Annotated in this window: 25 protein-coding genes; 6 read left to right on the top strand and 19 right to left on the bottom strand. The window is 61.4% G+C overall.

Translation table 11 applies throughout. The features are described from left to right. Positions 1-140 precede the first annotated feature (140 nt). On the bottom strand, positions 141-1,109 hold the full coding sequence (locus IT540_RS14395; protein WP_291179307.1) for a sulfate ABC transporter substrate-binding protein: 969 nt from the start codon (positions 1,107-1,109) through the stop codon (positions 141-143). Positions 1,110-1,530: 421 nt separating this feature from the next. Further along, positions 1,531-2,001 (bottom strand): hypothetical protein, encoded by a 471-nt coding sequence (locus IT540_RS14400; protein WP_291179246.1) that lies wholly within the window; start codon positions 1,999-2,001, stop codon positions 1,531-1,533. Between the two features lie 232 nt (positions 2,002-2,233). On the opposite strand from IT540_RS14400, the gene IT540_RS14405 reads away from it, so the two are divergent. Then, a complete protein-coding gene (locus IT540_RS14405) occupies positions 2,234-2,440 on the top strand; it encodes a helix-turn-helix transcriptional regulator (protein WP_291179249.1) in 207 nt (68 codons plus the stop codon). A 12-nt stretch (positions 2,441-2,452) separates the two neighbouring features. Here IT540_RS14405 and IT540_RS14410 read toward each other — a convergent pair whose 3' ends face one another. From IT540_RS14410 to IT540_RS14425, 4 genes are all read right to left on the bottom strand, one after another. Beyond that, positions 2,453-3,013 (bottom strand): hypothetical protein, encoded by a 561-nt coding sequence (locus tag IT540_RS14410; protein WP_291179252.1) that lies wholly within the window; start codon positions 3,011-3,013, stop codon positions 2,453-2,455. Between the two features lie 405 nt (positions 3,014-3,418). Next, a complete protein-coding gene (locus IT540_RS14415; protein ID WP_291179254.1) occupies positions 3,419-3,976 on the bottom strand; it encodes a lysozyme inhibitor LprI family protein in 558 nt (185 codons plus the stop codon). A gap of 630 nt (positions 3,977-4,606) precedes the next feature. Beyond that, a complete protein-coding gene (locus IT540_RS14420) occupies positions 4,607-5,689 on the bottom strand; it encodes a trypsin-like serine protease (RefSeq protein WP_291179257.1) in 1,083 nt (360 codons plus the stop codon). A 218-nt stretch (positions 5,690-5,907) separates the two neighbouring features. Continuing rightward, positions 5,908-10,080 carry a CHAT domain-containing protein gene (locus IT540_RS14425; protein ID WP_291179259.1) on the bottom strand — a complete coding sequence of 1,391 codons (4,173 nt, stop codon included), beginning with the start codon at positions 10,078-10,080 and terminating at the stop codon, positions 5,908-5,910. 790 nt (positions 10,081-10,870) lie between these two features. On the opposite strand from IT540_RS14425, the gene IT540_RS14430 reads away from it, so the two are divergent. Together IT540_RS14430 and IT540_RS14435 are read left to right on the top strand one after the other, a co-directional pair. Beyond that, positions 10,871-11,134, top strand: coding sequence for a hypothetical protein (locus tag IT540_RS14430; protein ID WP_291179262.1), 264 nt, complete (start codon positions 10,871-10,873; stop codon positions 11,132-11,134). A 6-nt stretch (positions 11,135-11,140) separates the two neighbouring features. Continuing rightward, on the top strand, positions 11,141-12,478 hold the full coding sequence (locus IT540_RS14435) for a relaxase/mobilization nuclease domain-containing protein (protein WP_291179264.1): 1,338 nt from the start codon (positions 11,141-11,143) through the stop codon (positions 12,476-12,478). 5 nt (positions 12,479-12,483) lie between these two features. On the opposite strand, the gene IT540_RS14440 is transcribed toward IT540_RS14435, so the two are convergent. The 5 genes from IT540_RS14440 to IT540_RS14460 form a co-directional block, all read right to left on the bottom strand. Continuing rightward, complete coding sequence (locus tag IT540_RS14440; protein WP_291179267.1) at positions 12,484-12,774, bottom strand: type II toxin-antitoxin system RelE/ParE family toxin; 291 nt, start codon at positions 12,772-12,774, stop codon at positions 12,484-12,486. Then, entirely contained in the window at positions 12,771-12,962 is a 192-nt protein-coding gene (locus tag IT540_RS14445) for a hypothetical protein (RefSeq protein ID WP_291179271.1), read from the bottom strand. The genes IT540_RS14440 and IT540_RS14445 overlap by 4 nt, the downstream gene beginning before the upstream one ends. Positions 12,963-12,977: 15 nt before the next feature. Next, complete coding sequence (locus IT540_RS14450) at positions 12,978-14,072, bottom strand: hypothetical protein (RefSeq protein WP_291179274.1); 1,095 nt, start codon at positions 14,070-14,072, stop codon at positions 12,978-12,980. Between the two features lie 303 nt (positions 14,073-14,375). After that, a complete protein-coding gene (locus IT540_RS14455) occupies positions 14,376-14,822 on the bottom strand; it encodes a hypothetical protein (RefSeq protein WP_291179277.1) in 447 nt (148 codons plus the stop codon). A gap of 51 nt (positions 14,823-14,873) precedes the next feature. Further along, entirely contained in the window at positions 14,874-15,119 is a 246-nt protein-coding gene (locus IT540_RS14460) for a hypothetical protein (protein WP_291179280.1), read from the bottom strand. Between IT540_RS14460 and IT540_RS14465 the strand changes: the two genes are divergently transcribed. Continuing rightward, the gene (locus IT540_RS14465; RefSeq protein ID WP_291179283.1) at positions 15,103-15,435 is read left to right on the top strand and encodes a hypothetical protein; all 333 of its coding nucleotides are present in this window, start codon (positions 15,103-15,105) and stop codon (positions 15,433-15,435) included. The two genes, IT540_RS14460 and IT540_RS14465, sit on opposite strands and share 17 nt — an antisense overlap. Here IT540_RS14465 and IT540_RS14470 read toward each other — a convergent pair. The 5 genes from IT540_RS14470 to IT540_RS14490 form a co-directional block, all read right to left on the bottom strand. Then, positions 15,423-15,734, bottom strand: a complete 312-nt coding sequence (locus tag IT540_RS14470; protein ID WP_291179286.1) for a hypothetical protein — start codon at positions 15,732-15,734, stop codon at positions 15,423-15,425. The two genes, IT540_RS14465 and IT540_RS14470, sit on opposite strands and share 13 nt — an antisense overlap. Before the next feature lie 20 nt (positions 15,735-15,754). After that, positions 15,755-17,371 carry a type IV secretory system conjugative DNA transfer family protein gene (locus tag IT540_RS14475; protein WP_291179288.1) on the bottom strand — a complete coding sequence of 539 codons (1,617 nt, stop codon included), beginning with the start codon at positions 17,369-17,371 and terminating at the stop codon, positions 15,755-15,757. Between the two features lie 65 nt (positions 17,372-17,436). Then, positions 17,437-17,661 carry a hypothetical protein gene (locus tag IT540_RS14480; protein ID WP_291179291.1) on the bottom strand — a complete coding sequence of 75 codons (225 nt, stop codon included), beginning with the start codon at positions 17,659-17,661 and terminating at the stop codon, positions 17,437-17,439. A 27-nt stretch (positions 17,662-17,688) separates the two neighbouring features. Further along, positions 17,689-17,985, bottom strand: coding sequence for a hypothetical protein (locus IT540_RS14485; RefSeq protein WP_291179293.1), 297 nt, complete (start codon positions 17,983-17,985; stop codon positions 17,689-17,691). Between the two features lie 123 nt (positions 17,986-18,108). Then, positions 18,109-18,543, bottom strand: a complete 435-nt coding sequence (locus tag IT540_RS14490; protein WP_291179295.1) for a hypothetical protein — start codon at positions 18,541-18,543, stop codon at positions 18,109-18,111. A gap of 197 nt (positions 18,544-18,740) precedes the next feature. On the opposite strand from IT540_RS14490, the gene IT540_RS14495 reads away from it, so the two are divergent. Beyond that, the gene (locus tag IT540_RS14495) at positions 18,741-19,361 is read left to right on the top strand and encodes a hypothetical protein (protein ID WP_291179297.1); all 621 of its coding nucleotides are present in this window, start codon (positions 18,741-18,743) and stop codon (positions 19,359-19,361) included. 51 nt (positions 19,362-19,412) lie between these two features. On the opposite strand, the gene IT540_RS14500 is transcribed toward IT540_RS14495, so the two are convergent. The 3 genes from IT540_RS14500 to IT540_RS14510 form a co-directional block, all read right to left on the bottom strand. Then, complete coding sequence (locus IT540_RS14500; protein ID WP_291179299.1) at positions 19,413-21,107, bottom strand: hypothetical protein; 1,695 nt, start codon at positions 21,105-21,107, stop codon at positions 19,413-19,415. Then, on the bottom strand, positions 21,100-21,378 hold the full coding sequence (locus IT540_RS14505; RefSeq protein ID WP_291179301.1) for a hypothetical protein: 279 nt from the start codon (positions 21,376-21,378) through the stop codon (positions 21,100-21,102). Before IT540_RS14505 ends, IT540_RS14500 begins: the two co-directional genes overlap by 8 nt. A 420-nt stretch (positions 21,379-21,798) precedes the next feature. Next, entirely contained in the window at positions 21,799-22,206 is a 408-nt protein-coding gene (locus tag IT540_RS14510; RefSeq protein ID WP_291179303.1) for a hypothetical protein, read from the bottom strand. A gap of 129 nt (positions 22,207-22,335) precedes the next feature. On the opposite strand from IT540_RS14510, the gene IT540_RS14515 reads away from it, so the two are divergent. Beyond that, positions 22,336-22,913 (top strand): hypothetical protein (locus IT540_RS14515; RefSeq protein WP_291179305.1); only part of this gene is annotated, 578 nt, incomplete at its 3' end.

Here is a 22,913-nt window from a genome sequence, read left to right on the forward strand (position 1 = left end):
CATCGAGCCTATGTCCAACAAACGGCCTCCCGCGCCTACTCGTCACTCCTTGACGGATGGTCATGCGTGCATCACCCGCGAAGTGAACTTTGCGCGAGCGGTGCGTAAGGACATGAATGCCTCCCGCACCGTCGTTATGACTATGACTTCCCGTGGATATCGTCGAAAATGCCGCCGTCGCTGAAGTGCTCCTTCTGGGCCTTCTGCCAGCCCCCGAAAACCTCATCGATGGTGAAAAGCTTTACCGGGGAGAGCTGATCCTTGTACTTCTCCGCCGCTGCGGGATCGGTCGGACGGTAGTAGTGCTTTCCCGCGATGTCCTGACCTTCCGGCGTGTAAAGGTATTCGAGATATGCCTGCGCCACTTCCCGCGTGCCGCGCTTGTCGACGTTTGCATCGACAATGGTCACCGGGGGCTCCGCCAGAATGGAGCTGTCCGGAACGACAATGTCGTACTTGTCAGGCCCGAGTTCCTTGGTGGCGAGATGGGCCTCGTTCTCCCATGAAAGGAACACGTCGCCGATGCCGCGCTCGGTGAAGGTCGTGAGCGCGCCACGCGCCGCCGGATCGAGAATGGGGACATTCTTGTAGAGCTTGGTCACAAACTCCTTGGCCGATTCCGGCGTACCGCCCGGCAACCGCAGGGCATACCCCCACGCGGCGAGATAGTTCCAACGCGCACCTCCCGACGTTTTGGGATTGGGCGTGATGACCTGCACCCCGTCCTTGACCAGGTCGCCCCAGTCCTTGATGCCCTTGGGATTGCCCTTGCGCACGAGAAAGACAATGGTCGAGGTGTAGGGTGAGGAGTTGTTCGGAAGACGAGTTTGCCAATCCTTGGGTATCAACCCGCCCTTTTCGTGGATGGCGTCGATGTCATACGCGAGCGCCAAGGTCACGACATCGGCCGCCAGGCCGTCGATGACGGCCCGCCCCTGTTTCCCTGAGCCGCCATGCGATTGCTTGATCGAGATGTCCTTCCCGGTTTTCTCCTTCCAGTGCTTCGCGAAGGCAGCGTTGAACTCCTGATAGAGCTCCCGCGTCGGATCGTAGGACACGTTCAGAATTTCAGTTTGGGCAGCGGCCGGTACCGCAAAAAGGCCAGCCATAACAATGCTTGCCGCGAACAACGCTCGTTTCGACATTTGCAAGACCCCAGTTTGAAGCAGAGACAAGTTGACGCTAACAACGGGGCCGGAATGCCATTACCAATATTTTCTTCTATTCTTTCTATAAACGCACTCCAATACTCAATGACGCTTCAGCAAGCAGTCAATGAAATTGGAAACGAGAAAGCGAAAACATCTTAAAATTTCAAACTATTGTTTCAATGTCATAATTTCATATTTTTGTCATAAACGCATCTAGACCGCTTTGATCGGCATTGCCTACCTAAGTAATCAGAGGTCGATATGTCGTTCGGTTTTTGCGGCGACACCGTCCCGCGCGGGGCCTGGCGGCCTCGCGACACCATTCCTCTGCCTTTGTGAGGCGCTTAACCGCTTTGACCGATCCAGGGATGTGATCGCTTCATTCACATCTGCTGAAATCGTCGGCCGGATGCCACGGCTTCTCTGCTTCTTCCCTGATCTGGAAAATCTCGTCGTCGAGCCAACTGTCGTTGTCGTCGATCCCTTTCCTGCGGATGATCCCCTGCAGCGCCGCTGGCTGACGTGGCATATCAACAACCCCTGTCGGCATGATCTCAGGCATCAGCCCCTCCATGAATGTCTGGTGCGACAACGATGCACGCTGGAGATTGTTCCATGCGGAAATTGCTTTCAAAAACATGGGCTTCCGCAGCCTCAAAGGAGGGGCATTCAATCGGCGGACCACCAATAATTTAATTGGAATCAACGTCTTCCCGACCGATCGCAATGTTATTTGTTCGCGGCTCCCTCCCCCCAAGTCACCAGAGCCGCCAAACCGGACGTTTTCCCTCACGATCCGGACCATTTCAGTCCCCAAGCTCCCCCGCTTCTGGGCTGAATCATTTTTCATGCACCGCCCTTCGTCCTGCGCACACCGGAAAGCACCCTCCGCCGCCGGGCAACTGCAGGCAACGACACGCCACAGTTGCTTTCGCACCACGCATTTCCACCCGTTGGGCTCCGTTCGTGGTGATCGGCGAAGGCGGCGCGCCGTCGCCTCACTGACCTAGACGCGATGAGACGTTTCCCCAATACCGCACGTCAGAAAGAATGGCCGCCGGGGAGCACCACCAGGTTATGCCATGACATCAATCGACGCGCTGGTCGGCTGGCGCATCCGCGCGCGCCGCACCGAGTTGGGCATGAGCCCAGAAACCCTCGCCGACATCATTGGCCTCGAGACTGACCAGGTCCTGGCCTGCGAGGCAGGGCGCCGCCGCGCCGGCGCCGAAGACCTCATCAGGCTTTGCGCCGCCCTCGACGTCGGCATCTCCTACTTCTACGATTAAGCAGTTGTGCCTTCAGCAATGACCTTGCGCGGGCACTGAAGCAGCGAACCCCTGGCGCATCGCAAGCCACACAGCCACGGTCCCCAGCAGCAACTCCGCCCCGTCTTCGAGCAGGACCATCAGCACATTCACCGGCTTCTCCAGCGGATGATTGGCCACTGTGCCGGCAACAAGCACATGCGCCATGTCCACCCCGATGCCTGCAACCAACAGCGCCGCGAAGGTGAGCAGCATTGGCCGCGCAGCAAGACGCTCGCCAGGAGTAGCCATTGCGAAACCTACCGTGAGGTTCAAGAGAACCGCCGTCCCCAGTCCCGCCCACACGATGAGCTCGCCAACGTCGCGCGGACGCAGGCCAAGAACCCCTTCCAGCCGCAACGCCTCGCTAAGCACCTCGCCGCCCCTTTCATGAATACGAAAGCCATCGTCGACCAGGATGATCAGGAAGGTCACCGCCAACGCCGTGCAAAGAGGCCCGCCGCCGCGCCGCGCCGCCCAGGCCAGCAGGAGCAGCACCGCCATCCATTTTCCGTAAAGCAGTATTTCCGGTAGCGAATGGTCGACGTCCAGCATCAGCCACTGCGCGCGATGCCCTGCTGACCACCCCGCCGCATGCAATCCAAGGAAGGCCGCGATGACTATCGCATCGAGGCCAAAGAGGGTCTGAACAGGCCGAGGGAGAGCCGTGCCGACACGAGGCAGCGCCCGCGCCAGAGAAGCAGCGGCGATCAAATAACGCGTCGGCAGCACCCAGAAACACTACAGGAGTGTGACAATGAGTCAAAGGATGCCAAGCGTAGCTTCCATGTGGCGCGCGCACGTTCGTCTCTTCGAGTGCATCCGGGGAAAGCTCGCTGAACACGCTGAACTGCTTCTCAAGCGCACCCTGCAGGCACTCGCTGAGAGGCCTGCAGCGGATCCAGTCGGGATGCGCGGCCGGGTCATTGCCCGCACTGAATGCCCCGCTCCCGAGCGGCCCTACTCGCGATGCTCCAGCGACAGCGCCTGCCGCGCCGTCGCATCCAGCATGCAGGCCGTATGAAGGGGGCCAATGATTGTGCCTCCCTCGTTCTCCAATGCGGAGAGCCCACAGTTCTTTTCGCGCCACTGCAGCCACGCGCGCTGCGTGTCCCGCAACGCTGTCGCCAGTTTCTGCGGAGCATCTTTCAGCGACTCGTTGTAGACGCGGTTCAAGAGCTCATCCCAAACCGCCCACTCCCGCGTGTTGCATTCCACCATGCCCGCCGTCGAAAAGCCGCCGGGCTCCTGCTGGCACGGAATGGTGACCGCTCCAATGCAGCTCTCTGCTTGCGTCGCAACCTGCTTCGCCACCGCGGCCAGACGGCCCGCCGGCCCGGCCGCTTCATCCTCCAACGGCCCTTCGGCCTCCTTCTCCACATTCTGTCGAACCAACTCCAGGCAAGCCTCGATGGCTGCGCGATCACCGGGCGTTGCACGCAACGTATCCGCATGGGCGGCTGAAAACGCGCTGAGGATTCCCGGGCTCAACATGCCAACAAGCACAAGCAGGCGCATACGCACACTCCGAAACTCGAGTGAAGACACTGAACTGCAACTGCCCAATACCTACAAGAGCGAAAGCGAAACGCCAGCCCGCGCGGCGCTTGTGATACCCCTGACACGCGTAGCCACCCGCCCGTTGCCGCCGGTGGTCGCCACAGAGCGCCCTCCGCGCAGTCCTCGGACGTGATGCGGACATATTTTGGGTTACCGTTGGGGATCCTGTTGCGCTAGAGTGAGTTCTCGTGGCCAGCAATGGCGCAAAGAAGATGAGGTTACAGCTATGATGCGTGCACTGGTGATCTCTGCCGCCCTTGCGCTCTCTGCAACGGCGGTGTCGGCCTGCCCGTATAAGTCCAACGTCCAGGCCTCGTCTCCGACAGAGCGTCCGCAAAGCACGGCAAACACCGAGGCATCCGCCTCGCAGCAAAGCCAGCCTGTTCAAGTTGTCCAGGACGCAACCGCCGTGAACAAAACATCGACCGCGGCTGAGTAAGCTCAGCCCCAACCCTTAGAGCTTAAATTGCCGCCATCGCTCTGGCGGCAATTTTTTTTGTGCCATCGGTCGCGCCACACGGGGCAGCGTGATTGGCTGCGAGCTGACTTGGTGCGCCAGGTCAGCGTCCCTTTCCCTAGGCCTGCTCGCTATTTCCGTATGATGGCCGTGACCTGGAGCTGGCCTTGGCCCTTCTGGCGCTTGATCCTGATACGCCATGGACCGGAGCGCGGTCGGGAGACGGCGCAGGACGCGAATTGCGGCGATCCGAGGCAATCCTCCGCAGCACCCCCCGCCTCTCCGTTGTCGAGCGCGAGAGTAAACGCGTTGGAGCCGGCGCCGTTGTCCTCCGCGTTGATAGAAACGCGCATGTCCTTGGCCTGTTCGGGCACATCGATCTCGAAGGTTGTCTCGTCCTGGCCGGGACCGATCGTGATGGTTGCCCGTTTGGGCTGGTCCACCCTGCGCGTCCACAGAGGTGCCCCGCACATGGCCGGAGACAACCGTCCCTCGCCCGCCTTCTCGATCCAGCTCTTGAACCGCGAAACATCGACGTTGAAACTCATATCCTTCTTCATGCACTCCGCGTCGATCCCACCGGACACGACGCCAAAGACCTTCTCGACAACGCGATCGCCGTCATCATCGCGCATGAAGACGCCCCCGCCCGAGTCGGCATTGCATGTGTTCTGCGCGGAAGCGGTTGAGATGACGTCGGCGTCGAATTTCCAGCAAAGGAGCGGGATCTTGGCGTAAGGTCCCGCGCATGCGGCTGTGCGTACGCTTCCTTCGCGCTTGATGCCGTAGTCATGCCGCGCGCCGCCCGTCCGTCCGAACCCGACGATGGTGGCGACGCTGTTGTCGAGCGGACGCGTGCTCCAGTTGATGGGTATCGGCGCGATGCCTTCAACCGGCTTTTCGAGAGTCAGCATCGCGAGGTCGAAATAGGGGAACTTGTAGTCCTCCTTTGGCCATTCGACGGATTTGACGGCGAAGAATCCGAGCTCCTGAAAGAAAATCTGATAGGAAGACGGGGACGGGTCGTTTGCCACGCAGTGGGCTGCCGTAAGAACCTTGTCGCAACCGACCAGCGTGCCCGTACACCACGCCTTCGCGGTCTCGCGCGTTGCGCCCTTGAGCACGGCGACAACGGCGGGATGTGCGCTGGAGGGAATGCCGTTGACGATGCGCCGCGCGCCACGCTCGCGGCGGTTGCGCGCTTGACGCCCCACCTGCGACGACTCGGGTTGATCCAGCGCCTTGAGTGCCGTTTCGGCCTTGGCGCGATTTGCAGCGTCCTCGCGAACAATGCGAGAAAGCTCGCCGCGGACGTAATCCTCTTCCTGCGCCGGAGCGGGCCGAAACGACGAACCCTGCTCCGCGAAGACAACTGCGGATCCTGACAACAACACGGGCAAAGCGAGAAGCGAGCAAGACCCCAAGCGCAACATCACCTTGTTCCCTCCCCGACGAGCACGAACGGCGCCCAAACCGCCGGGTGCGCATTGTCCTTCTGCGTAAGGTCGCTCATGAGAGCAATCATCGCACGCCGAAGCGCCTCGGCGCGTCCGATCGAGGTATCGCCGTCGAGCTCCGCGAACGCGCGCGTCGAGAGGCGTACGGCGGCATCGGAGTAGACGGGCCAGTGCGATACCAGGAGCGAGCGAGCGCCGGCGTAGAAGAACGAGCGGGCCAAACCCGAGAGCGCCTCCGCACCGATCTTGTCGCCGGCCGCGGTATTGCACGCCGAGAGAACCACCCACTCGGCATTGAGCTGCAAGGCCGCCACCTCTGACGCCATCAGCAGGCCATCGTCGTATGCATCCGCAGGCTTCTCCGGCGGCGTGAGGACCAGCGCCGGCTCGCCCTGGCGGCGCGTGATCCGTTGGACGTCTCCGGCAAGAAGGCCGTGTGTCGCGAAGTGCAGGACGCGGTACTGACTGAGCTGTCCACTCGCGCTCAACTTCTTGAGATCCGCTTCCGTAGCGGTTTCGTTAAGCCCCAAATGCGGATTGGAGAAGCGTTTGGCGACGCACTTGATCTCGTAGGCCGTGTCGGGCAGCGGGCAGAGCGCGCGGATTTGATCGCGCATCGACACGGTGTCCCCGGCCGAAGCGAAGACGTCCTCGACATTGGCGCCGCCGCTACGCCGTGCGCCGCTCCCGCGAACAGTGGCTCGCTCTATCGAGGTCGACGCGACGCGCGCAGCCGGCTCGAGCGAGGGACAGTCGTCGGGTGCCTTCACCGTACGGCATATGCGGTCGTCTCCGGCGAGCACGGGATCGCCATATCCGGCATACTGCGCCGACGCGAAGGTCGTGCTCTCGGTCTGTTGGCGCAGCGACGAAAGGCTCGACACCGCAGGCAGCGTAACGAGGGCATTCCGCATTGCGAGCCACGCAACGCCGAAGTACTGCTCGAAGTTGCGCAGAAAAGGAGCTGATGGCTTTTCTGTCACGAGCACGCTGAAGGGCACGCTGGTCAGCGCTCCCGATCCGACGATGAGGAGTCGCTTGCCTTTGATCATTCGCTCGAACGGGCCGAGCAACTCCTTGTAGAGCGTATGTGCGCGGCCGACGTTGAAGGGCAGGGGATCGGATGGATCGGGGTTTCTGTTAAGTTTGAGCAGCTCGCCGCAGCGACGGGCCTTCGTCGCAGTGGCCCACTCCTCTTCGTCGAGACCGCATCGCAACGCCGACACTTCAACCGCGATGGCTTCCGGACCGAGCGCCGTGCGCGTCCAGCGGACCTCCGTCTTCGTAACCACGGTGACGAAGGTTTCCTCCGGTGCGGACAGCAGCGCCGGCGCGCCAATGGTCAGGACCAGCGCCTCGTCGGAAAGGAGCAGGTTCTGGACCTCGTCAATGGCGAGGGCGCGCGGGTTCACAAGCTCGTAGTAGCGGGGAAACTCCTGCGCGATCTCCGCATCGATGACGCGATACTCGTATGCAAGCTCGCTCGCCTTGCCATCGCTCAGGCCGCCGCTCTTCAGCGGCAGGTTCGCGATCTGGGCTTCGATATCCTGGAGCTTTCGCACCTTTTCCGCGAGCACAGGCCCGCCCAGGCCACGGGCTGCCATTTTCGCGATCGCGGCGGCTGCGCCGAGCTCCGTGCGCTGCGCCAACCGAAAAGCCTTGTCGAGTGCTTCGCGCGGAGCCGCAGCGCCTTTCGCCCGCCAAAGCGACTTGAGGAAGGTGACGGGCAGGATCTGCTCGCCGCGCAGATCGGGTGCGTACTGTATGGCGGCAAGCGAATCCAACAGGCCGGATATCGGAATTGCGGACGAAGGTTTGCGCGCAACCGGCGGTGCAAAGCCGCCATCCGCCTGCATCTTTGCCTCATTTTCCGCCAGCATCCTTTGCGCGTCCAAAAGCAGCGTCAGCTCGCGTTCGGCGCCCGTCCAATCGGACGCGGAGGCGAGTACCAAAGCCGATCTAAGACCCGCGAGCGTCCGCAATCCGAGGTCGACATCGCTTTGCGTTCGTGCTGACAGCTTGATCAAGCGGGTTGCATCAGCCCGGCGACCGCCCCGAATAAAGCAATCTATCGTCGCTCTCTCGACAAGCTTCTCGAAGCCCGAGATGATGAGATAGGTAAACTTGCGCCGGTCGTCCTCGATACCTTTTCGAAACCACTGCGTTCGCTTTGCGGCGATTGCGTCTCGTGCCTCTTGCCCCTTGTCGCAGGCTCCTGCGATCACCTTCGGAAGCGCGAGCAAGCTCGGGCGCAATGACCGGAAATAAGCCTCCCCCTCCGTGCCCAGCCAACTTCTGGGATCAGGCGTCTTGCTCAGCATCTGAAGAAGATCCGCCTCGACGACTTGGGCATAGGCCGTGCGATCCGAGTCGGACCCGATCGTCTCGATAAGGCTGTAGTTCTCGGCGATGCTATCGAAACCCCCTGAATCCTTACTACGGATCCGTCTCCAAAGAAGACGCAGCGCAGCCTCGGTAGCCCCATTGACCACGAGGTCATGAAGCAGGTTGTTGTCGGGCGTGACGTCCAGCCGCTCGGCTTTTTCGAGAATGTTCTTCTGATCCGCCGTGCTCCCGACCCTGAGCGTAGGTCCAAGCATTTGCGCGACGATACCCTGCGTGAGCGTATCGTTGAGACCAAAGGCCTGTTCCGCCTGCGGCTCGATGAGCATTCCGAGGCGCACGGCTTCGCGCTCGCGACCGGCGCTCACCAGGGCGTAGAGTGCTTGGCTGGCGACACTCAAGGACGCGCGCGAATGGGGGCCGAACCGCTCCGACAGAAACTCCGCCAACTCCAGCATCGGATCGGCATCCCAAGAAAAAGCTCCGCTCACCCCTGCATGAACATAGTCGACGAACTCCTCCGAAGCTTCTCCCAGGACTTTCGCGCGGCTCTCCAGGAGGTCTCCGAGCCGGGTGCGCGCCTTGATCTTGCTGTCGGGCTCCTCACCGGAGGGATGCGCAAATTCCCGCAGTGCGTCCTGAAGCTCCTTTGCCGAGTTTTCCTCGACCGCGAGACGATCACGTTCCGCCACGACGCCTGGAATTGAGCCCGGTGCCACGACGTCGTAAGCCGCTATGATCGCGTTGAGTTCGTCGATGGAGAGTGGCGACCGCCCAGACCCACCGAGGTTCTCCGGCAAAAGCAGTCTCGCCGCCGCGTCAAGTGCTCCTCGGTCGGCCGAGGAGCCCACTTGGGCTGTGGCGTTGACAATCGTGAGCAAAAGCGTCGAATTGAGGTCCGTGCCTTTGCGTCTTTTGAGCTCAGCGTCGACAACGGGAGGCAACGTGTCGAGAATGCGTCGCGCCACTTCCTGCGGCGCCATCGATTCGTCATAGAGACCACTCCCAAGCAGCCAGCCGAAGAGGCCGCCGTCCCTCTCAAGCACGCGATCCGTATAGAATTCGACCAGTGCATCCACTGGATGCGCGCTGTCGCCATTCCACGAGTCCGCGTTCTCGCGATAGGCATTCCACTCTGCAATGACAAAGGCCTCGTGGACGGACCATGCACGTCGGGCTAGGGCGACGGCACGTTCGCGTAACGGGCCGGCATCCGCAGCGTTCTTGTCGATGAACTTCGCGATTTTGACCCGGTGGGCACGAAGGTATGTCCCGTCGAAAGACCGGCGATTGTTCTCGACGATGTCGGTCTGCCTCTCCAGCGTTCTCAGCGCGAATGTCGGCGAAGTCTCGGCCAGGACTTTGTCCAGCTCAGCGATCTCTGCCGAGACCCTTCGCTTCGATTTTCGGGCGAGCCGGTTCAGCACCTCTTCGAAGAGTCGATCGGCTTCTTCAACGCCGCTGTCCGTAACCTCGAGCGACTCGGCAAGCCAGCGCAGCGACACGATCGTGGCATCGTCCGTCGGACCAACATCCTGCTCTCTCAGCCGAAAGAGCTTGCGCGCCGTGGCGACCGCCTCCTCGTTGCGCACCTCCGCCACATAAGCGAAATAGAGATTGTATAGGGCTTCGTCGTAGGCAACGACCTTGCCCCCCTTCGCTTCGAGCCGCCGAACCTCGGCTTCAAGAGCGGCAACGTCCGGCGCGGGGGGTTCTGTTGCCTCACGATCGGTCGATGCCTCGTCGGATGCCCCGGGCGCCTCTTCGGCTGCCGCCGGTTCGTTTTCCTCGAATGATTGGCTCAACGCGGGAGCCGAACAACAAAAACATGACAACGCAGCAATCAGCGCGAAACAACGAACCAACATCGACTTGCGCCCTCGTTCATTCCGGAGAGCAATGAATGGACGGATGAAAATGTCTCGCAAGACTCCGGCGCCAACAAGGCGTCAAAAGGCTTCGCGCTTTAGGTCAATTCGCTTCGCTCGACGATGCGATCCGAATGCCCGTGCGGATACGGACAAAAGTCCGCTCGTCGAACCGCGCGTACGCCAGCGGAAATCCATCCCGCTTGTGAGATGGCGAGGGCTGCCAGTTCGTCCTGCGCTGTTGTTGGACGAGCGAACACGGACTCTCATGTGAGCCATGTTACCGCCCATGTTGCAACACGCTTCCCGCGCGACCGCGCGTGCCTGAGCAGCGCGACTTTCTATAAACATTTCCAACAAATTAGCAATTAGCTGCTGGCGGAGCCCCGAGGGGCCAATTGCGAAAGAGACCTGGGGCGAGCACCGCCCCATGCGGAGCGCCATGGGCGCTTGAGCCAAAATTGGCGGGCCTGGAGGGACTAAATTTGAACGCTCTGGCCGATGAACTGGCGGAATATACAAGGATGCTGGAGGCCGCGAACGTGGCATTTTCTCCCGATCCGTAGAGGGGGCTTCTGCTCCGATTCAGCTTCCGCCCAATCCGCGCAATCGCGCGTGGCATTGTGGCGGAATGCCGGATCGCACATCATCATCGAGCTGCGTTGTCTCCCTGCGCTGTTCTCTTGAGCAGCGGGCGGAGCTTGAGCGCCGCGCACGCGGAAAGCAGGTGGGAGCCTATCTGCGGGCCGTCCTGTTCCCGGCGAACGACAACGCCCCAAGGCAGCCCCGGAAGCCCTCACAGGATGATATCGCCCTCGCAACGGCGCTGATGCAGCTCGGCCAGATCGCCACGGCGCTCAGGGAACAACGCCGCGCGGCAGAGCTTGCGGGTCTTCCAGCGGAAGACGAACGCGCCAGCCAAGACATCTACCGGCTGCTGGTGGAAATCAAATCGCTGCTCATGAAGGGCCTCGGCGTCCGGGAAAGGTAAGCCCGGATGATCCTCAAGGCTTCACAGCGCGGCGGCGGCAAGCAGCTCGGCCTTCACCTGATGAAGACCGAGGACAACGAGCATATCGAAATCCATGAAATCCGGGGCTTCGTCTCCGATGACATTGTAGGTGCGCTGAAAGAGGCCCATGCCGCCAGCCGGGGCACGAAATGCAAGCAGTTTCTGTTCTCTGTCTCCCTGAACCCGCCCCCGCAGAAGCGCGTGCCGGTTGAGACGTTTGAGAACGCCATTGACCGGATCGAGGAGCGGAACAACCTCACAGGCCAGCCCCGCATCGTCGTCTTCCACGAAAAGGAGGGAAGGCGGCATGCCCATGCTGTCTGGAGCCGGATCGACGCCGAGACGATGACGGCCCGCCAGCTCTCACACTACAAGCTCAAGCTGCGTGACCTCTCGCGCGAGCTGTATCTGGAAAACGGATGGAAGATGCCGCGCGGCCTGATGAACAGCCGCGAGGCCGACCCGCGCAACTTCACACTGAAGGAATGGCAGCAATCCAAACGCATGGGGCGCGATGCCCGCGACCTGAAGGAGCTGATGCAGGAGTGCTGGGCCGTGTCGGATTCCAAAGCCGCCTTCATGCAGGCGCTGAAATCACGCGGCTTCACGCTGGCCAAGGGCGACCGGCGCGGCCATGTCGTCGTCTCGCTCGAAGGCGAAGTGCTGTCCGTCGCCCGCTACACCGGCAAAAAAACCAAAGACGTGCGGGCGCGGCTGGGCGATCCTGACCAGCTTCCGGGTGTGGCCGAGGCCAAGGCGCAGCTATCCAAAGACCTCTCGGCCACCTTCAAGCGCCACATGCGCGAGGCCGACGAGCAAAAGCGCCGCGATCTGGCACCGCTCGATGCAAAGCGCCAGGCGATGGTACAGCAGCAGCGACAGGAACGCGTGCATCTCCAAGGGAAGCAGCAGGAACGCTGGGCGGACGAATCCCGCGAGCGCGCCGCACGGTTCGACAAGGGCGTGAAAGGTGTATGGAGCCGTATTACTGGCGAGCATGCCGAACTGCGGAAACAGAACGAGCGCGAGGCGTATCTGGCGCTGGCCCGCGACCGCGCTCAGCGTCAAGGTCTTATCGATGCGCAGATGCGGGATCGGCAGGCTTTGCAAGCGGAAATCAAATCCGTCCGGAACCGCCATGCCGCGCTGCTGAAGGAACTTCGCACCGATCAGCAGAAGGCGCGGGAGCTTGCACGGCCTGAACCTGTGAGAGAACCGACCGGACAAACGCAGCGCCCGACGATGGACGAACGCCTGCAACGGCTCCGCGAGGGGCAGAAGGCTCCGAAACCTCGCGGGCGCGATTGGAGCAGGGAACGATAACGGGGCTATTCGCCGGATATGTCGGGCGGCATCCGTGCGGTGTGATAGACGTGCAGGACTTGCAGCTCGTCCTCGCGCACGCGGTAATGGATACGGTAGGGGATGCCCGCGATGGACAGCGCGCGGGTAGGGCCACCTTCCCAAGCGCGCCCCAGCTCAGGGAATGTGCCAAGGCTTTCCACGGCGCGCCGGATGCGGGCCAGCGTCCGTTTGGCAGCGGGCGGATTGTCTACGGCGATGTAATTGTGAATGGCCCGGAGATCGGCGCGGGCCGACGGCGTAACGACGACCTTCAACGCCCGGCGCTCTCCACGCCCAGCTCGGCCCACACATCCTCGACGGGGATCAGCTTGCCCTCGTCGGCTTCCTTCACCGCAGCGGCAAGGCCCTTGTTCACCACCGCGATGTATTCGGCGTCGGTGCGCTCTTTCTGTTCAGCCGTAAGCTCCTCCGGAGCAGGCTTGTCGTCTTTAAGTGTCGGCATCATCTATCCTTTTTCTCAGGATACCATATCTAAAGCAGCCTTGTCATGTTTCAAGGCAATGCCGCGCCACCCGCCCGGTGAGCGCGGGATTCCAGCGGCACCTGCGAGTTCGGCGAAGCCGGATGTAAACGCATCGGACGGCAGCGGCGTTCGGTCTTCCCGCCTGCACCATGCGCGGTAGCCATCCTGCAACTGTTCCGCAGCTAACGCCGCCTTCGCGGCAGGCACGAGGCCTGCGAGACAAAAATCCTCGACGGAGCCGATTGCGGCATCGTTGTCCGGCCCGGCCCTTCGCTCAGGCGCAGAATGACCGCTGGCAAGGAACAGGCCCAGCGACGCGCCGATCTCGACAAGCACTGCGACGGCCATGGTCAGCGCAAGGCGCACGGATTCTGCGCCGAGGCCGGATATGCGGGCGAGCAGCGTCACTTGCGGATCGCTGTCCAGACCGCTTCCCTGCTGGCGCAGATTTTCCGCCTCAACCTCAAGTGCCGCGATCTCGGATGACAGCCGCGCTTCTTCCTGTCCGGCGGCTAGTTCTGCGCGCAGGGCAAAGTATCCCGCGCAGTAATCGCGGCTCTCGGCTTCCGTGGCGTTCGTGCAGGACTTGGTGGCGCTCCAGCGCCGGTTCTGGCGGAGGCGCTCGATCTCCTGCCGGGTGACGGCGGGCGGGCGCGATTGCAGGAGGCCCGCACGCTGACGTTCTCGCAGATTCAGATCGCGCTGCACACGTTCGTATGCCCCGGCCCGTTCATCCCGCCTTCCAACAAGAAAGCCGCGATTGTCAGCGGCAAAGCCTATGGCGCTTAGGAGAGAGAAGGCGGCGATGAAGGCGAAGGCGAGCGATCCCGCCACCGCCGCCACAATGCGCCGCGCCTGCCAACTCCACGCGATGAAGAACGGCAGCAGCGCCTTCAGAACATCAGCGGCAGCCGAGGCAGCGCCCAGCACTTGCCCCTCCAGCGCGGTCTTCCCCAGCGATGACAGGAACAGATAATTCATCGCCGCCGATACCGCGCACAGCACAAGGGCAGCACAGATGCCGATGGTGGAAAGAAAGACTCCCAAGACGATGAACTCCCGGCAAGATTGGTGCTGCCAGAAGACCATGGATGGAGCAGCCAGTCGGGGGATACTCCCCTATTCCTCAGAGTTTCTGGGGAGCCGCAGATCGCGTCCGACGCTATATTCCCAATATTGCATTTCGATTCGCACGCATGGGAGCGCCGTATGGGTAACGGCAACGAACCGAAGATTCCGCCTCCTCCTCCCCCGCCGCCGTCGCCACCGCCGACAGATCGGCGGATTGACAAGGATCTGGGGATTCCCATCCAACGCAAGTAGCAGCTTGTCAGGCGCAGAGGCTTTTGGCGACGAGCATTATAAAGCCTGCGGAAGCTGCGAGCGCGGCGACTAATCCGCAAGCCATGGAGCGTTTGAGAAACTTGGCAGCGCGAATCTGAATCTCCTCGTTGTCGCGCATTTGCTTTTCGGCGTTCTCCAGAAATTCAGGGACTGCTCTGGGCCTGTTGTGTGGCTCAAGCGCCCACAACCAGTAGTCGCCACCGCGTGAGGCAAGGCCGATCTTGGCATACCATGCCGCACAGACGCCGAATAAAGCGCCAGCGACAGGGCGTATCCCAGCATCGACAAGGCGGCCAATGCGCCAAATTGCACGGGGATAGCCGGGTCTCTAGCAACGAACAGCAATCCGGCTCCCATAAAGCCCGCATAGGCTATCGTAAGCTGCTGAGATCGAATGTCGGTATGGCGCATCAAGTCCAGCAGACTCTGTTGACGCTTGATGACGGAATCAATGGCGACCTTCTCAAGGTCGGTCAGCTTTCCTGCATCGTCCATATGTCGCTCCCCCGGCGGAGGGCACTGTACGTGATTTGTGCGGTCGTCGATCTACCGAACACCGGGGTTTGATATTTCATACGCATCCAGCGCCGCCGAGAGCAGCCGTGCCTGAGAAAGGCCGTCACGTTTGGCAAGCGCCGATAGGCGCTCGGCATCACGTTCAAGGATAGAGAGATTTTTCTGGACGCGCTTGCCCACGTCTGCCGGAGCGGGCTTGGGCGCTGGCGATGCCTCCGGCGCAGGTTCAAGCCGCAGATGTTTGCGGATGGCGTCCAGCTTGGTGAAGCGGGTCATGGCTGGCCTTATGAAGAAAACCGGGGCGCTCTCACCGCTCCCGGTCGAAATCCTGTTTGGCGCGTCCGCGCTGCAGGGCGCGGGCGTGGCCGGTCTTAAAATTCTCGCGCGCTGCTTTCAGGCGCTCATCGATATGACGGATGCGGCGTTCGGAGGCTTGATCGATCTGCCGCCGCACTTCCGTGGCTTCCCACCCGTTCGGGGTGAGATGCAGCTCGGCCCGAGGCTTGGGCCGGGCTGCGATACGCTGGTCGAGTTCCGCCTTGGTCACGGCACCGGAGGCGGCTCGGCCAAACTCCTTACTCACCGCTCGTAACGGGGAGCGCTGTCACGGCTCTGGCGATCCTCCCTGCCGGAACGGCTCGTTTCGCTGCGGCGCTCATCGCGGCGATCCCCGTCGCGCGCATTGTCCTTGGCCTCCTGAATGCGATCCTGCACGGAACGCACGGTCACCTTGCCGTCCACAGGAAGGGAATCGAGCTGGATGTTGAAGCCCTCTCCATCCTTGTGCGTCCACACCGCGCCGATGCGGTTGAAGTACGATTTCTGGTCGTCGCCCTCGCGCACCTGATAGGCGATGTGCGTGGGGGATTTGCTTTTGGTTTCGTTGCTCATGGTCTGATCTCCTTTACGTGTCAGGTTGGTTTGAAGCCCTCTACGTATGCCCAATCTCCATTCCGATATTGGGCGAAAGACGAAAATTCCTTCGCCACGGGTTCACGAATGACGCGCAGGCGCTTCTTCCCCCAGCGTCCCATCACCTGCACACTCTCGTATGGCGGATGAAACGGGTTGGGTAAGTACAGCCCCGCGAACTCAGGACGCTCGAAATAGGGCTGCCGCTCCGCCAGCACGGCGAGCGGCTCCGCCCCTGAGATGAAAAGCACCTGCCGGTCGCCGCGTAAGCCCAGCACCTCGTCCTCGGTCATGAGCTTGCGCTGCTGCTTGGTCTTCATCCGTTCAAGCTTGCCGAAATGCGCGGCTTCCATCACGGCAGACGGCACATCCTCGCCCGTCATCGCCCGCTGCACGGCCTGACGCTTCTGGCGGCGCGCCTCGTCCTGCATGCGCTTGTCGTCGTATTCCAGCGTCTCGCTGCCGAGCATGTTCGCAATCAGCCGCGCGGTGTCGAAATCCCGCGCGCCCAGAAACTGGCGCATCTGGGATGACGCCAGAAACGTGCTCACGCCGGATGGCCCGAAATTGCGGGCGATCTGCCCCACATCCTGCCAGAACGTCCACGGCTGGATGCCGATGCCGCGCCCGTAGGTATAGAGCCGTTGCAGCGTCTCGAAGGGGCCGAGCTGCGCGGCCTCATCGATCAGCATCAGAAGACGGCGCGAGTCCGGTTGGCGCGTCTTGTGCAGCATGCAGGCGGTCAGGAACAACCGCAGCACCGGGCTGGCCTGTTGCAGATACTCAGCCGGGATCATCAGGAAAAGGGCCTTGGGCGCGCCGGAGCCGCAGATGCTCTCCAATGAAAAATCAGCCTCGCCCAACGCATCGCGGAGCGCCGGATCGTCGAGGAACGAAAGGCCTGCGTAAATCTCGCCCATGATGGAGCCGAACTCGCGCGGGGAATCCTGCTGCTTCGTAATCATCTCGCCCGCCGTGCGGCGCAGATCGGGAAAGGTGGAGGCAACCATGCCTTCCAGAATGGCGGGCCACTCCGAACTGCCGGATTCGACGGCGTTCACGATGCGCATAAGCCTCGGCAGGCTCGTCCCGCCCCGCAACGACGCATCGAATTTGAGGAACGCCTCGACCCAACTGCCGCCGCGCTGCTCGAAATACTTGCCGTCGCTCTTGCTGGTCACGTTGACCAGAGCCTGCGCCGCCAGCTTGCAGTCGGCATGGAACGTATCCTTGGCCGGATCGATCACAGCCAGCGGATTGCAGGCATGATGGGGGAGGCCGTGCAGCCGGTAGGGATTCCACAAGAACGCTTCGATACGCGCCCGCGTCAACGCAGGCATGAACGTAGCCGCGATCTCGCCGCGCGGATCGAGAACTACACCCGAGCGGTTGGCAGCCGCGCACATCACATGGCCGATAACCGTCGTGAGCTTGCCCGTGCCCGCGCCGCCGAAGGTGATCAGCGGCGCATCGCCCTCCAGCCAGAGCGTCCGGCGGCCCATAAAGCCTATGGGTAGGCCTCGCTCCGCGAACAAACCCGCCGCGCGCATCTGGACTTCATCGGCCCACCCGGCGCTGCCGAAGCGGAAGTGCTCGTTGAACTGTTCTCCTTGCATCCCACGGCTCCCTCGCTTCTGAATAAGAAAAGGGGCCGCAAACGATGCGGCCCCCTTCCGGCGGGCTAGACACGCTTGTAACCGCCGACTTCAACCTGCTTGACCAGCGTGTACTTGATCTTCGAGGCCGCGTAGGCGCTGGCCACGCAGAGCAGGAGCGCGGGCACGAAGTTGCCGCCCGCCAGCAGAGCGAACAGCATCAGGCCGCCAAACAGGATGGCGATGCCTTTGAAAAAGTCGTGCGCCAGCTTGAGCGGCTTGTTGATGATGACTTCAGGGGTGCGTGACATGGTGGTTTCCCTTTTTGTTGAGGGGGATCAGACGAAACGGGTTGCGAGGGCGAGACCGCCCGCGACGATGGCGGTGGCAAGCGTGGCGCGGGCGGTGAAGAACACCAGCAGCCCGGTCATGGCGAACCAGACGATGCTGGTGAGTTCCTCGAAACCAGCGCCGTAGCGGCTGGCCGTGTAGGCGATGATCCAGTGAACCGTGCGCGCGTAGATCTCGGGTGTGAGGAGGAATGTCGCCAGCAGGGCGAACAGGTTCGCGAGCGCCTCGACGGAGCTCATGAACACCTGCTGGCGCTTTCCTTGATGGTCTTTGGGATTGAACATGGGTAGGCCGGTCCTTTCTTCGCGGGGATCGCGCGCCCGGCGCTATGCGGGCGCACGATCAATTGCGAGAAAGCTAGACAGGAGCGGCAGGCTGGCTGGGAAAACTCCGGGAAAAACGTGGCGCTACTTCGCGATGAACCCGGCGCGCACGGGGTTCGAGATGCGGAACGCGAGGTCGATCAGGCGCAGGCGGTTCAGAATACGGCGCTGCGGATTCTGCTTGGGATCGGTGTCGTCGAAATACATGAACCCCGAAAGCCAGCGGAACGACCCATCATCGTTGAAGGCGAGATCGATATCCTCATCTCCCACCTCGAACGGCTTGCCATCCGGCCATGTAATGCGCCCCCGAAAGCCCCAGATCGTATCGGCGATCCAGTTCGGGATCTCGCGGCGGGAGATGCCAAGCGCTCTTGTGGCCGTGGCCAGCCGCTGGAAGTGCGAGCGGCGCAGCAGCTCGGCATCGCTGGCGACGACGACGGTGCGCTTGTTATCGTTGACGGGTTTGAAGGCGCAGGGTTTGCAGACGTCGCGTCCGCAGCGTTCACAGATACTCATTACTCAAGTCTCCTTTTCTTGTTGTTGTTGGCGGCCCGTTGGCCGCAGCCCTGAATACCCGCGTAATCGCACCCTTCGGTTGCTCTTCGCTCGCTCAGCGCATGGTGAGACAATAACGAAAAGCGCCGTTCTTCTGCAAAATCGAAGGGAAGAACAGGTGCATGCGATCAACCACGAGGCGAGTGTGAGCGCGGGGATTGGGGAGGATCGAAAAACAAAAAACGTGTGCGCGAACCGAGCCCCGGAATCGCTATGTCGCCGGAGCCAAACTCTCCGAGCACAAATTCCTGCGCATTCTGCGGGGGTATGCCCATGCGCTTCCCATCGCGGCGCTGGAGCCAACAACGCATGTAACGGCCAAGACCATCCGCGCGACCTACGGCACCCTGCGCGGCAAACTGGCTGATGCGGCCATCGCGCACCCGGAACGCTTCGGGCAAGCGGGTCGCATCCTAATGCATGAGGACATCCCCGCCCTGCACCATGCCCTGCTATGCAGCCGCCGCTTCAAACGCCATCGGCAGCGTCACGCGCCGCGCCTGTCTTGTCCGGTGGAAGAACGACATTTCGTGACGGAGAAAATCGTGCGCCTGCTCTGCGCTCTCGATTTGCGCGATGTGGCGCTGCGCGAGCATGACGACGCTGTTACCGATCTCATCGCTCACTTGAGCGAAGCCATCCCACGCCTGCACCCGCGCGCGCCCAAGCAAGACCTCGCCACCTTCATCCCCGGCGCGAAACCGTTCGCTCATTCGGAACTGCGGCTGTATGAGGATTACAGGCGCTATCTGCTCAGAAATCCGTTGGACAGACAATAGTTAGTGTGTTCCGGACACTGAAGAAGGAACAAAGACCAAACGGCACGAAACTCAACCATTGCAGGCGCAGGCGCGTTTGTAGGCGCTGTACTTCGCACCTGCCGTTGTCGCCGAGGTCGTTCTATACCGCTTCGAGCTTGTGTGCTGCAGGCAGCCCGAACCACAATTCGTGCTGCAATACGTACTGAAACTCATATTCGTTACGCCGAGCGCCGTCAGTACGGCGTTGCAGTTATCGTTGGTTCCGGCGCTCCCGGCGTAAGTCTTGGTAGCCTCGTTATATCCGCCATGGGAATCGCATACCGTCGTGCAACTTTGATTAGCAGCGCCGAGATACCAGCAATACCCGCCGACCATTGCGCCGCCACAGTCGGGCTTGGTCGTCACGCTCCAGTTATCGGTGACACCGCCGACATTCACAGTGGCCGTATTGGCGGTAATGTAGGCGTTGGCGGACGTAAGGCGGACAGCCAAGGTCTGGCCGTTGGCAATCGTGCCGGACGTTACCCACCCGCCGCCGTTGATGGAGATTTGCGGGGACCCGTCTCCGCTCACAGACACAGGCGCACTTGTGTTGATTCCGCTGATCGTGATCGTTTCCGATTCCACAAGCGAGTTGAGGTCCTGATCAGTCAGATCCAGAAATACAAACGCCGAGGGAGTCGTATCCGGTCCCACGGTCGTGATTGACCAGATGTCGGAGACACCGCCAACATTCACCGTCGCCGTCATTTCTGCGCCTGGCGTGAGAGAACTGGTCAATCTGACCTGTAGTGTCTCTCCGTTAGAAATCGTGCCGCTCGAGCCCCATGCGCCGCCATTAATCGAAATCTCCGCGCCCGAACCGGTGACGAATACCGGAGCGCTCGTGTTGATTCCCGATATCGCAATCGTGTTCGATGTGGTCAACGTAGACAGTGCTACATTGGTCTGATCAGTAAAGGTGAAGGCGTCGGGCGTCGTATCCGCCTGAATGGTCGTAACGCTCCATTCCGCGTCGGTGGAACCGATGGAGATGAGCGCAGTGCGCTTGACGCCGAAAGTTCCGCCCGAAGTGAGGCGCACCGCCAGCGTCTGGCCATTGGCGATCGCTCCCCAAGAAGTCCATGCGCCGCCATTAATTGAAATCTGCGGGCTGCCCTCTCCTGAGACGAAGACCTCTCCCGGACAGCCTGCGGCGATGCCGTTGATCGTTACAGCGGGTGCCGTTATCAGCGTGTTGAATTCCGCGCCCGTCACATCCGCCAAGTCAAAAGCGTTCGACGAGCCGCTGCCATATGTCCCTGTTACGCCTAAGAGCTTGTCGCCGCAGCGAATGGAGCTGGGCTTGAACTGCGGGTCGTTGCCAATGCGGCTGGCCGCCAGCATGCAATCCCCAGCATCGTCGTCCTGACACTGGGGAAATCTAAAAGGGAGCCATAACGTCAAACCTCCGTCACAGTACTGCCACGGCGGATCGTCATCCGAATTAAACCTGATAACGCCGTGTTTTTCAGGGCTGCACGGCCCGGGATCTTCTTGTCCCTGCATAACCGTCATCCCGCTGCCTGCGCTTTGCCATTGCGAACCGTCGCAGATCAGCGTGATTTGCGACCCGTCAAGATCGGCGCTGGCGTTGCGCCGCGTGTGGCCTTCTTCCGCGGCGGTGCAGGGATCACCGGGCTTGTTGTCCCAACCGTCCAGAGCGGCGTGCGCGGGGGCGATCAGCGTACAAAATGCCAGCAGTGTCAGGAGGGCTCTAATCATTTGCAACCTCCTTGCCGCGTTGTTCGATTTTATCTTTGATGTACGCCGGGCCTGTATCCGTGAGGGTGAAGCCGTATTCGATGCTGTTGACGACACGCAGCCCGCTCTTGTCCAGCATCGCCACCGGCTCATCGTCGATGATGAAGATGAAGGCCTTGGCCTTCTGATCGACTTCAATCCGCACAGCCTCTGACTTGGTCGGCTCCTGCGCGACGGCCGGGTTGGAACTGAGTGCCGCGCACAGAGCGGCGATGGCAATGATTGAACGCATGAACTCCCCCTCACAAATTCGTTCGTCAAAAGCGAAGCGGCCACCGAGAGCCTTGCTCTGGTGACCGGGAGTTCGAAACCGCTATATGACGACAACGGTGCGGCAGTCTTTAGCCGCGCACCTGACCGCACCGAAGCGCGAGTGCAGGCAGTGAGCCTGAACATACACTGCCGCCTCCCGGTCTGATTACCGAGAAGCGACATCCATGGCGCGCTTCGCCATCGTGGGTATGAAGAAGACGCACCAATCACGGCTGATGCCAGCCGCGTCATATAAAGGGTTTCGACACCCCGGCTGGAAAAACTCCAACTCTTTACATTCTACACTTATTCCGTACACAAATAAACTTCTTTCAGCTTCCGCGCTGCTACTGCGACTTTCGAAGACGAAACGCCCGACCTTGAGAGCCGGGCGCTTCCTTTATTCCGCGATAAGCCGCGCACGCTCGGGATACTTGATGCGGAAGTAGAGATCGATCAGCCGCAGCCTTGCCAGTGTGCGGCGCTGCGGGCGCTGGCGGGGCGGCACGTCCGCGAAGGCGAGGAAGTCCGAGATCCAGCGGAAGTCCGGATCGGCGAACGTATCGTCCACCTCCGTATCCGTGGGTTCGAACTTGCGGCCATCCGCGAAATAGATCGTGCCCTCGAAGCCGTAGACCGCATCGGCAATAGCGTTCGGCCACTCACGGCGCGAGAAGCCTTCCGCGACGGCTGCGATGGATAGGCGCGCAACATGCGAGATACGGCCAAGCTGGAAGTCGGTGGCCATGACCACCGTCTTGCGCGTGGCTTCATGCGAGGCGAAGGGGGAGGGAGCGGTAGCGGGCATGATTATTCTGTCCTCCATTCGGGGGCGGCGGAGGCAGCAGCATCGGCGCAGACGACATCTCGTTTTCATTTCCCGGTGTCACGAGGCGTGCAAACTTGTCCCGATTCCGTGTAACAGACCGGGCACGTCATGGCCGTTCCTTACTCGCTCAACACTCTGATCGCGGCGCTGTTGGTGGTCGCCAAGGCGCACCGCTTTCATCCGGTGGTTCCGGCGCTTCACGACCGCTTCGACGAAGCCAGACGAGAGCAACGCAAGCGCAGGCGCGCGGCTCCGGGCATCTCCCGCAAGACGCTCTACACATACATTTCCAAGATCGGAGATTTCCTTCTGCGCGAGCGCGCCGCGCACGCGGACGAGCCTGACTTCTTCAAGCTCGCCGGGGCGTTTATCGCCGCCGAGCCGCGATGCGCACACAGATATTATTCAAGCATCCCGGCTTACCAGTTTCACGTCCTGATCCAGTTCATAGCGGAACGAAACCTCTGGGACGTGCGGGCGCTGGCGGGCGGCAGAAATGTCAGCGGATCGGATGAACTCTACTATCAGCTCTACGACTTCATAGGGGCCGCGCCGCCCGAAGGCATGGGCGACATTCACGGTCACTACTACGCCTACCGCCCCTCGCTATCCGCGCCCCCTAAAATCCTGAAAAGCCTCGTCCAGATCGAACGCAAACCCAGCGGAGCCATCGGATATCTGGAAAG

Origin of the sequence: Hyphomicrobium sp. (assembly GCF_020852195.1) — a bacterium.
Classification (GTDB): Bacteria; Pseudomonadota; Alphaproteobacteria; order Rhizobiales; family Hyphomicrobiaceae; genus Hyphomicrobium_C.

What these genes read in the sequence shown, in the direction of transcription:
- IT540_RS14395 (WP_291179307.1), bottom strand. Translation starts at nt 1,109, where the DNA reads ATGGCTGGCCTTTTTGCGGTACCGGCCGCTGCCCAAACTGAAATTCTG.
- IT540_RS14400 (WP_291179246.1), bottom strand. Translation starts at nt 2,001, where the DNA reads ATGAAAAATGATTCAGCCCAGAAGCGGGGGAGCTTGGGGACTGAAATG.
- IT540_RS14405 (WP_291179249.1), top strand. Translation starts at nt 2,234, where the DNA reads ATGACATCAATCGACGCGCTGGTCGGCTGGCGCATCCGCGCGCGCCGC.
- IT540_RS14410 (WP_291179252.1), bottom strand. Translation starts at nt 3,013, where the DNA reads ATGCTGGACGTCGACCATTCGCTACCGGAAATACTGCTTTACGGAAAA.
- IT540_RS14415 (WP_291179254.1), bottom strand. Translation starts at nt 3,976, where the DNA reads ATGCGCCTGCTTGTGCTTGTTGGCATGTTGAGCCCGGGAATCCTCAGC.
- IT540_RS14435 (WP_291179264.1), top strand. Translation starts at nt 11,141, where the DNA reads ATGATCCTCAAGGCTTCACAGCGCGGCGGCGGCAAGCAGCTCGGCCTT.
- IT540_RS14445 (WP_291179271.1), bottom strand. Translation starts at nt 12,962, where the DNA reads ATGCCGACACTTAAAGACGACAAGCCTGCTCCGGAGGAGCTTACGGCT.
- IT540_RS14450 (WP_291179274.1), bottom strand. Translation starts at nt 14,072, where the DNA reads ATGGTCTTCTGGCAGCACCAATCTTGCCGGGAGTTCATCGTCTTGGGA.
- IT540_RS14455 (WP_291179277.1), bottom strand. Translation starts at nt 14,822, where the DNA reads ATGGACGATGCAGGAAAGCTGACCGACCTTGAGAAGGTCGCCATTGAT.
- IT540_RS14460 (WP_291179280.1), bottom strand. Translation starts at nt 15,119, where the DNA reads ATGACCCGCTTCACCAAGCTGGACGCCATCCGCAAACATCTGCGGCTT.
- IT540_RS14470 (WP_291179286.1), bottom strand. Translation starts at nt 15,734, where the DNA reads ATGAGCAACGAAACCAAAAGCAAATCCCCCACGCACATCGCCTATCAG.
- IT540_RS14475 (WP_291179288.1), bottom strand. Translation starts at nt 17,371, where the DNA reads ATGCAAGGAGAACAGTTCAACGAGCACTTCCGCTTCGGCAGCGCCGGG.
- IT540_RS14480 (WP_291179291.1), bottom strand. Translation starts at nt 17,661, where the DNA reads ATGTCACGCACCCCTGAAGTCATCATCAACAAGCCGCTCAAGCTGGCG.
- IT540_RS14485 (WP_291179293.1), bottom strand. Translation starts at nt 17,985, where the DNA reads ATGTTCAATCCCAAAGACCATCAAGGAAAGCGCCAGCAGGTGTTCATG.
- IT540_RS14490 (WP_291179295.1), bottom strand. Translation starts at nt 18,543, where the DNA reads ATGAGTATCTGTGAACGCTGCGGACGCGACGTCTGCAAACCCTGCGCC.
- IT540_RS14500 (WP_291179299.1), bottom strand. Translation starts at nt 21,107, where the DNA reads ATGATTAGAGCCCTCCTGACACTGCTGGCATTTTGTACGCTGATCGCC.
- IT540_RS14505 (WP_291179301.1), bottom strand. Translation starts at nt 21,378, where the DNA reads ATGCGTTCAATCATTGCCATCGCCGCTCTGTGCGCGGCACTCAGTTCC.
- IT540_RS14510 (WP_291179303.1), bottom strand. Translation starts at nt 22,206, where the DNA reads ATGCCCGCTACCGCTCCCTCCCCCTTCGCCTCGCATGAAGCCACGCGC.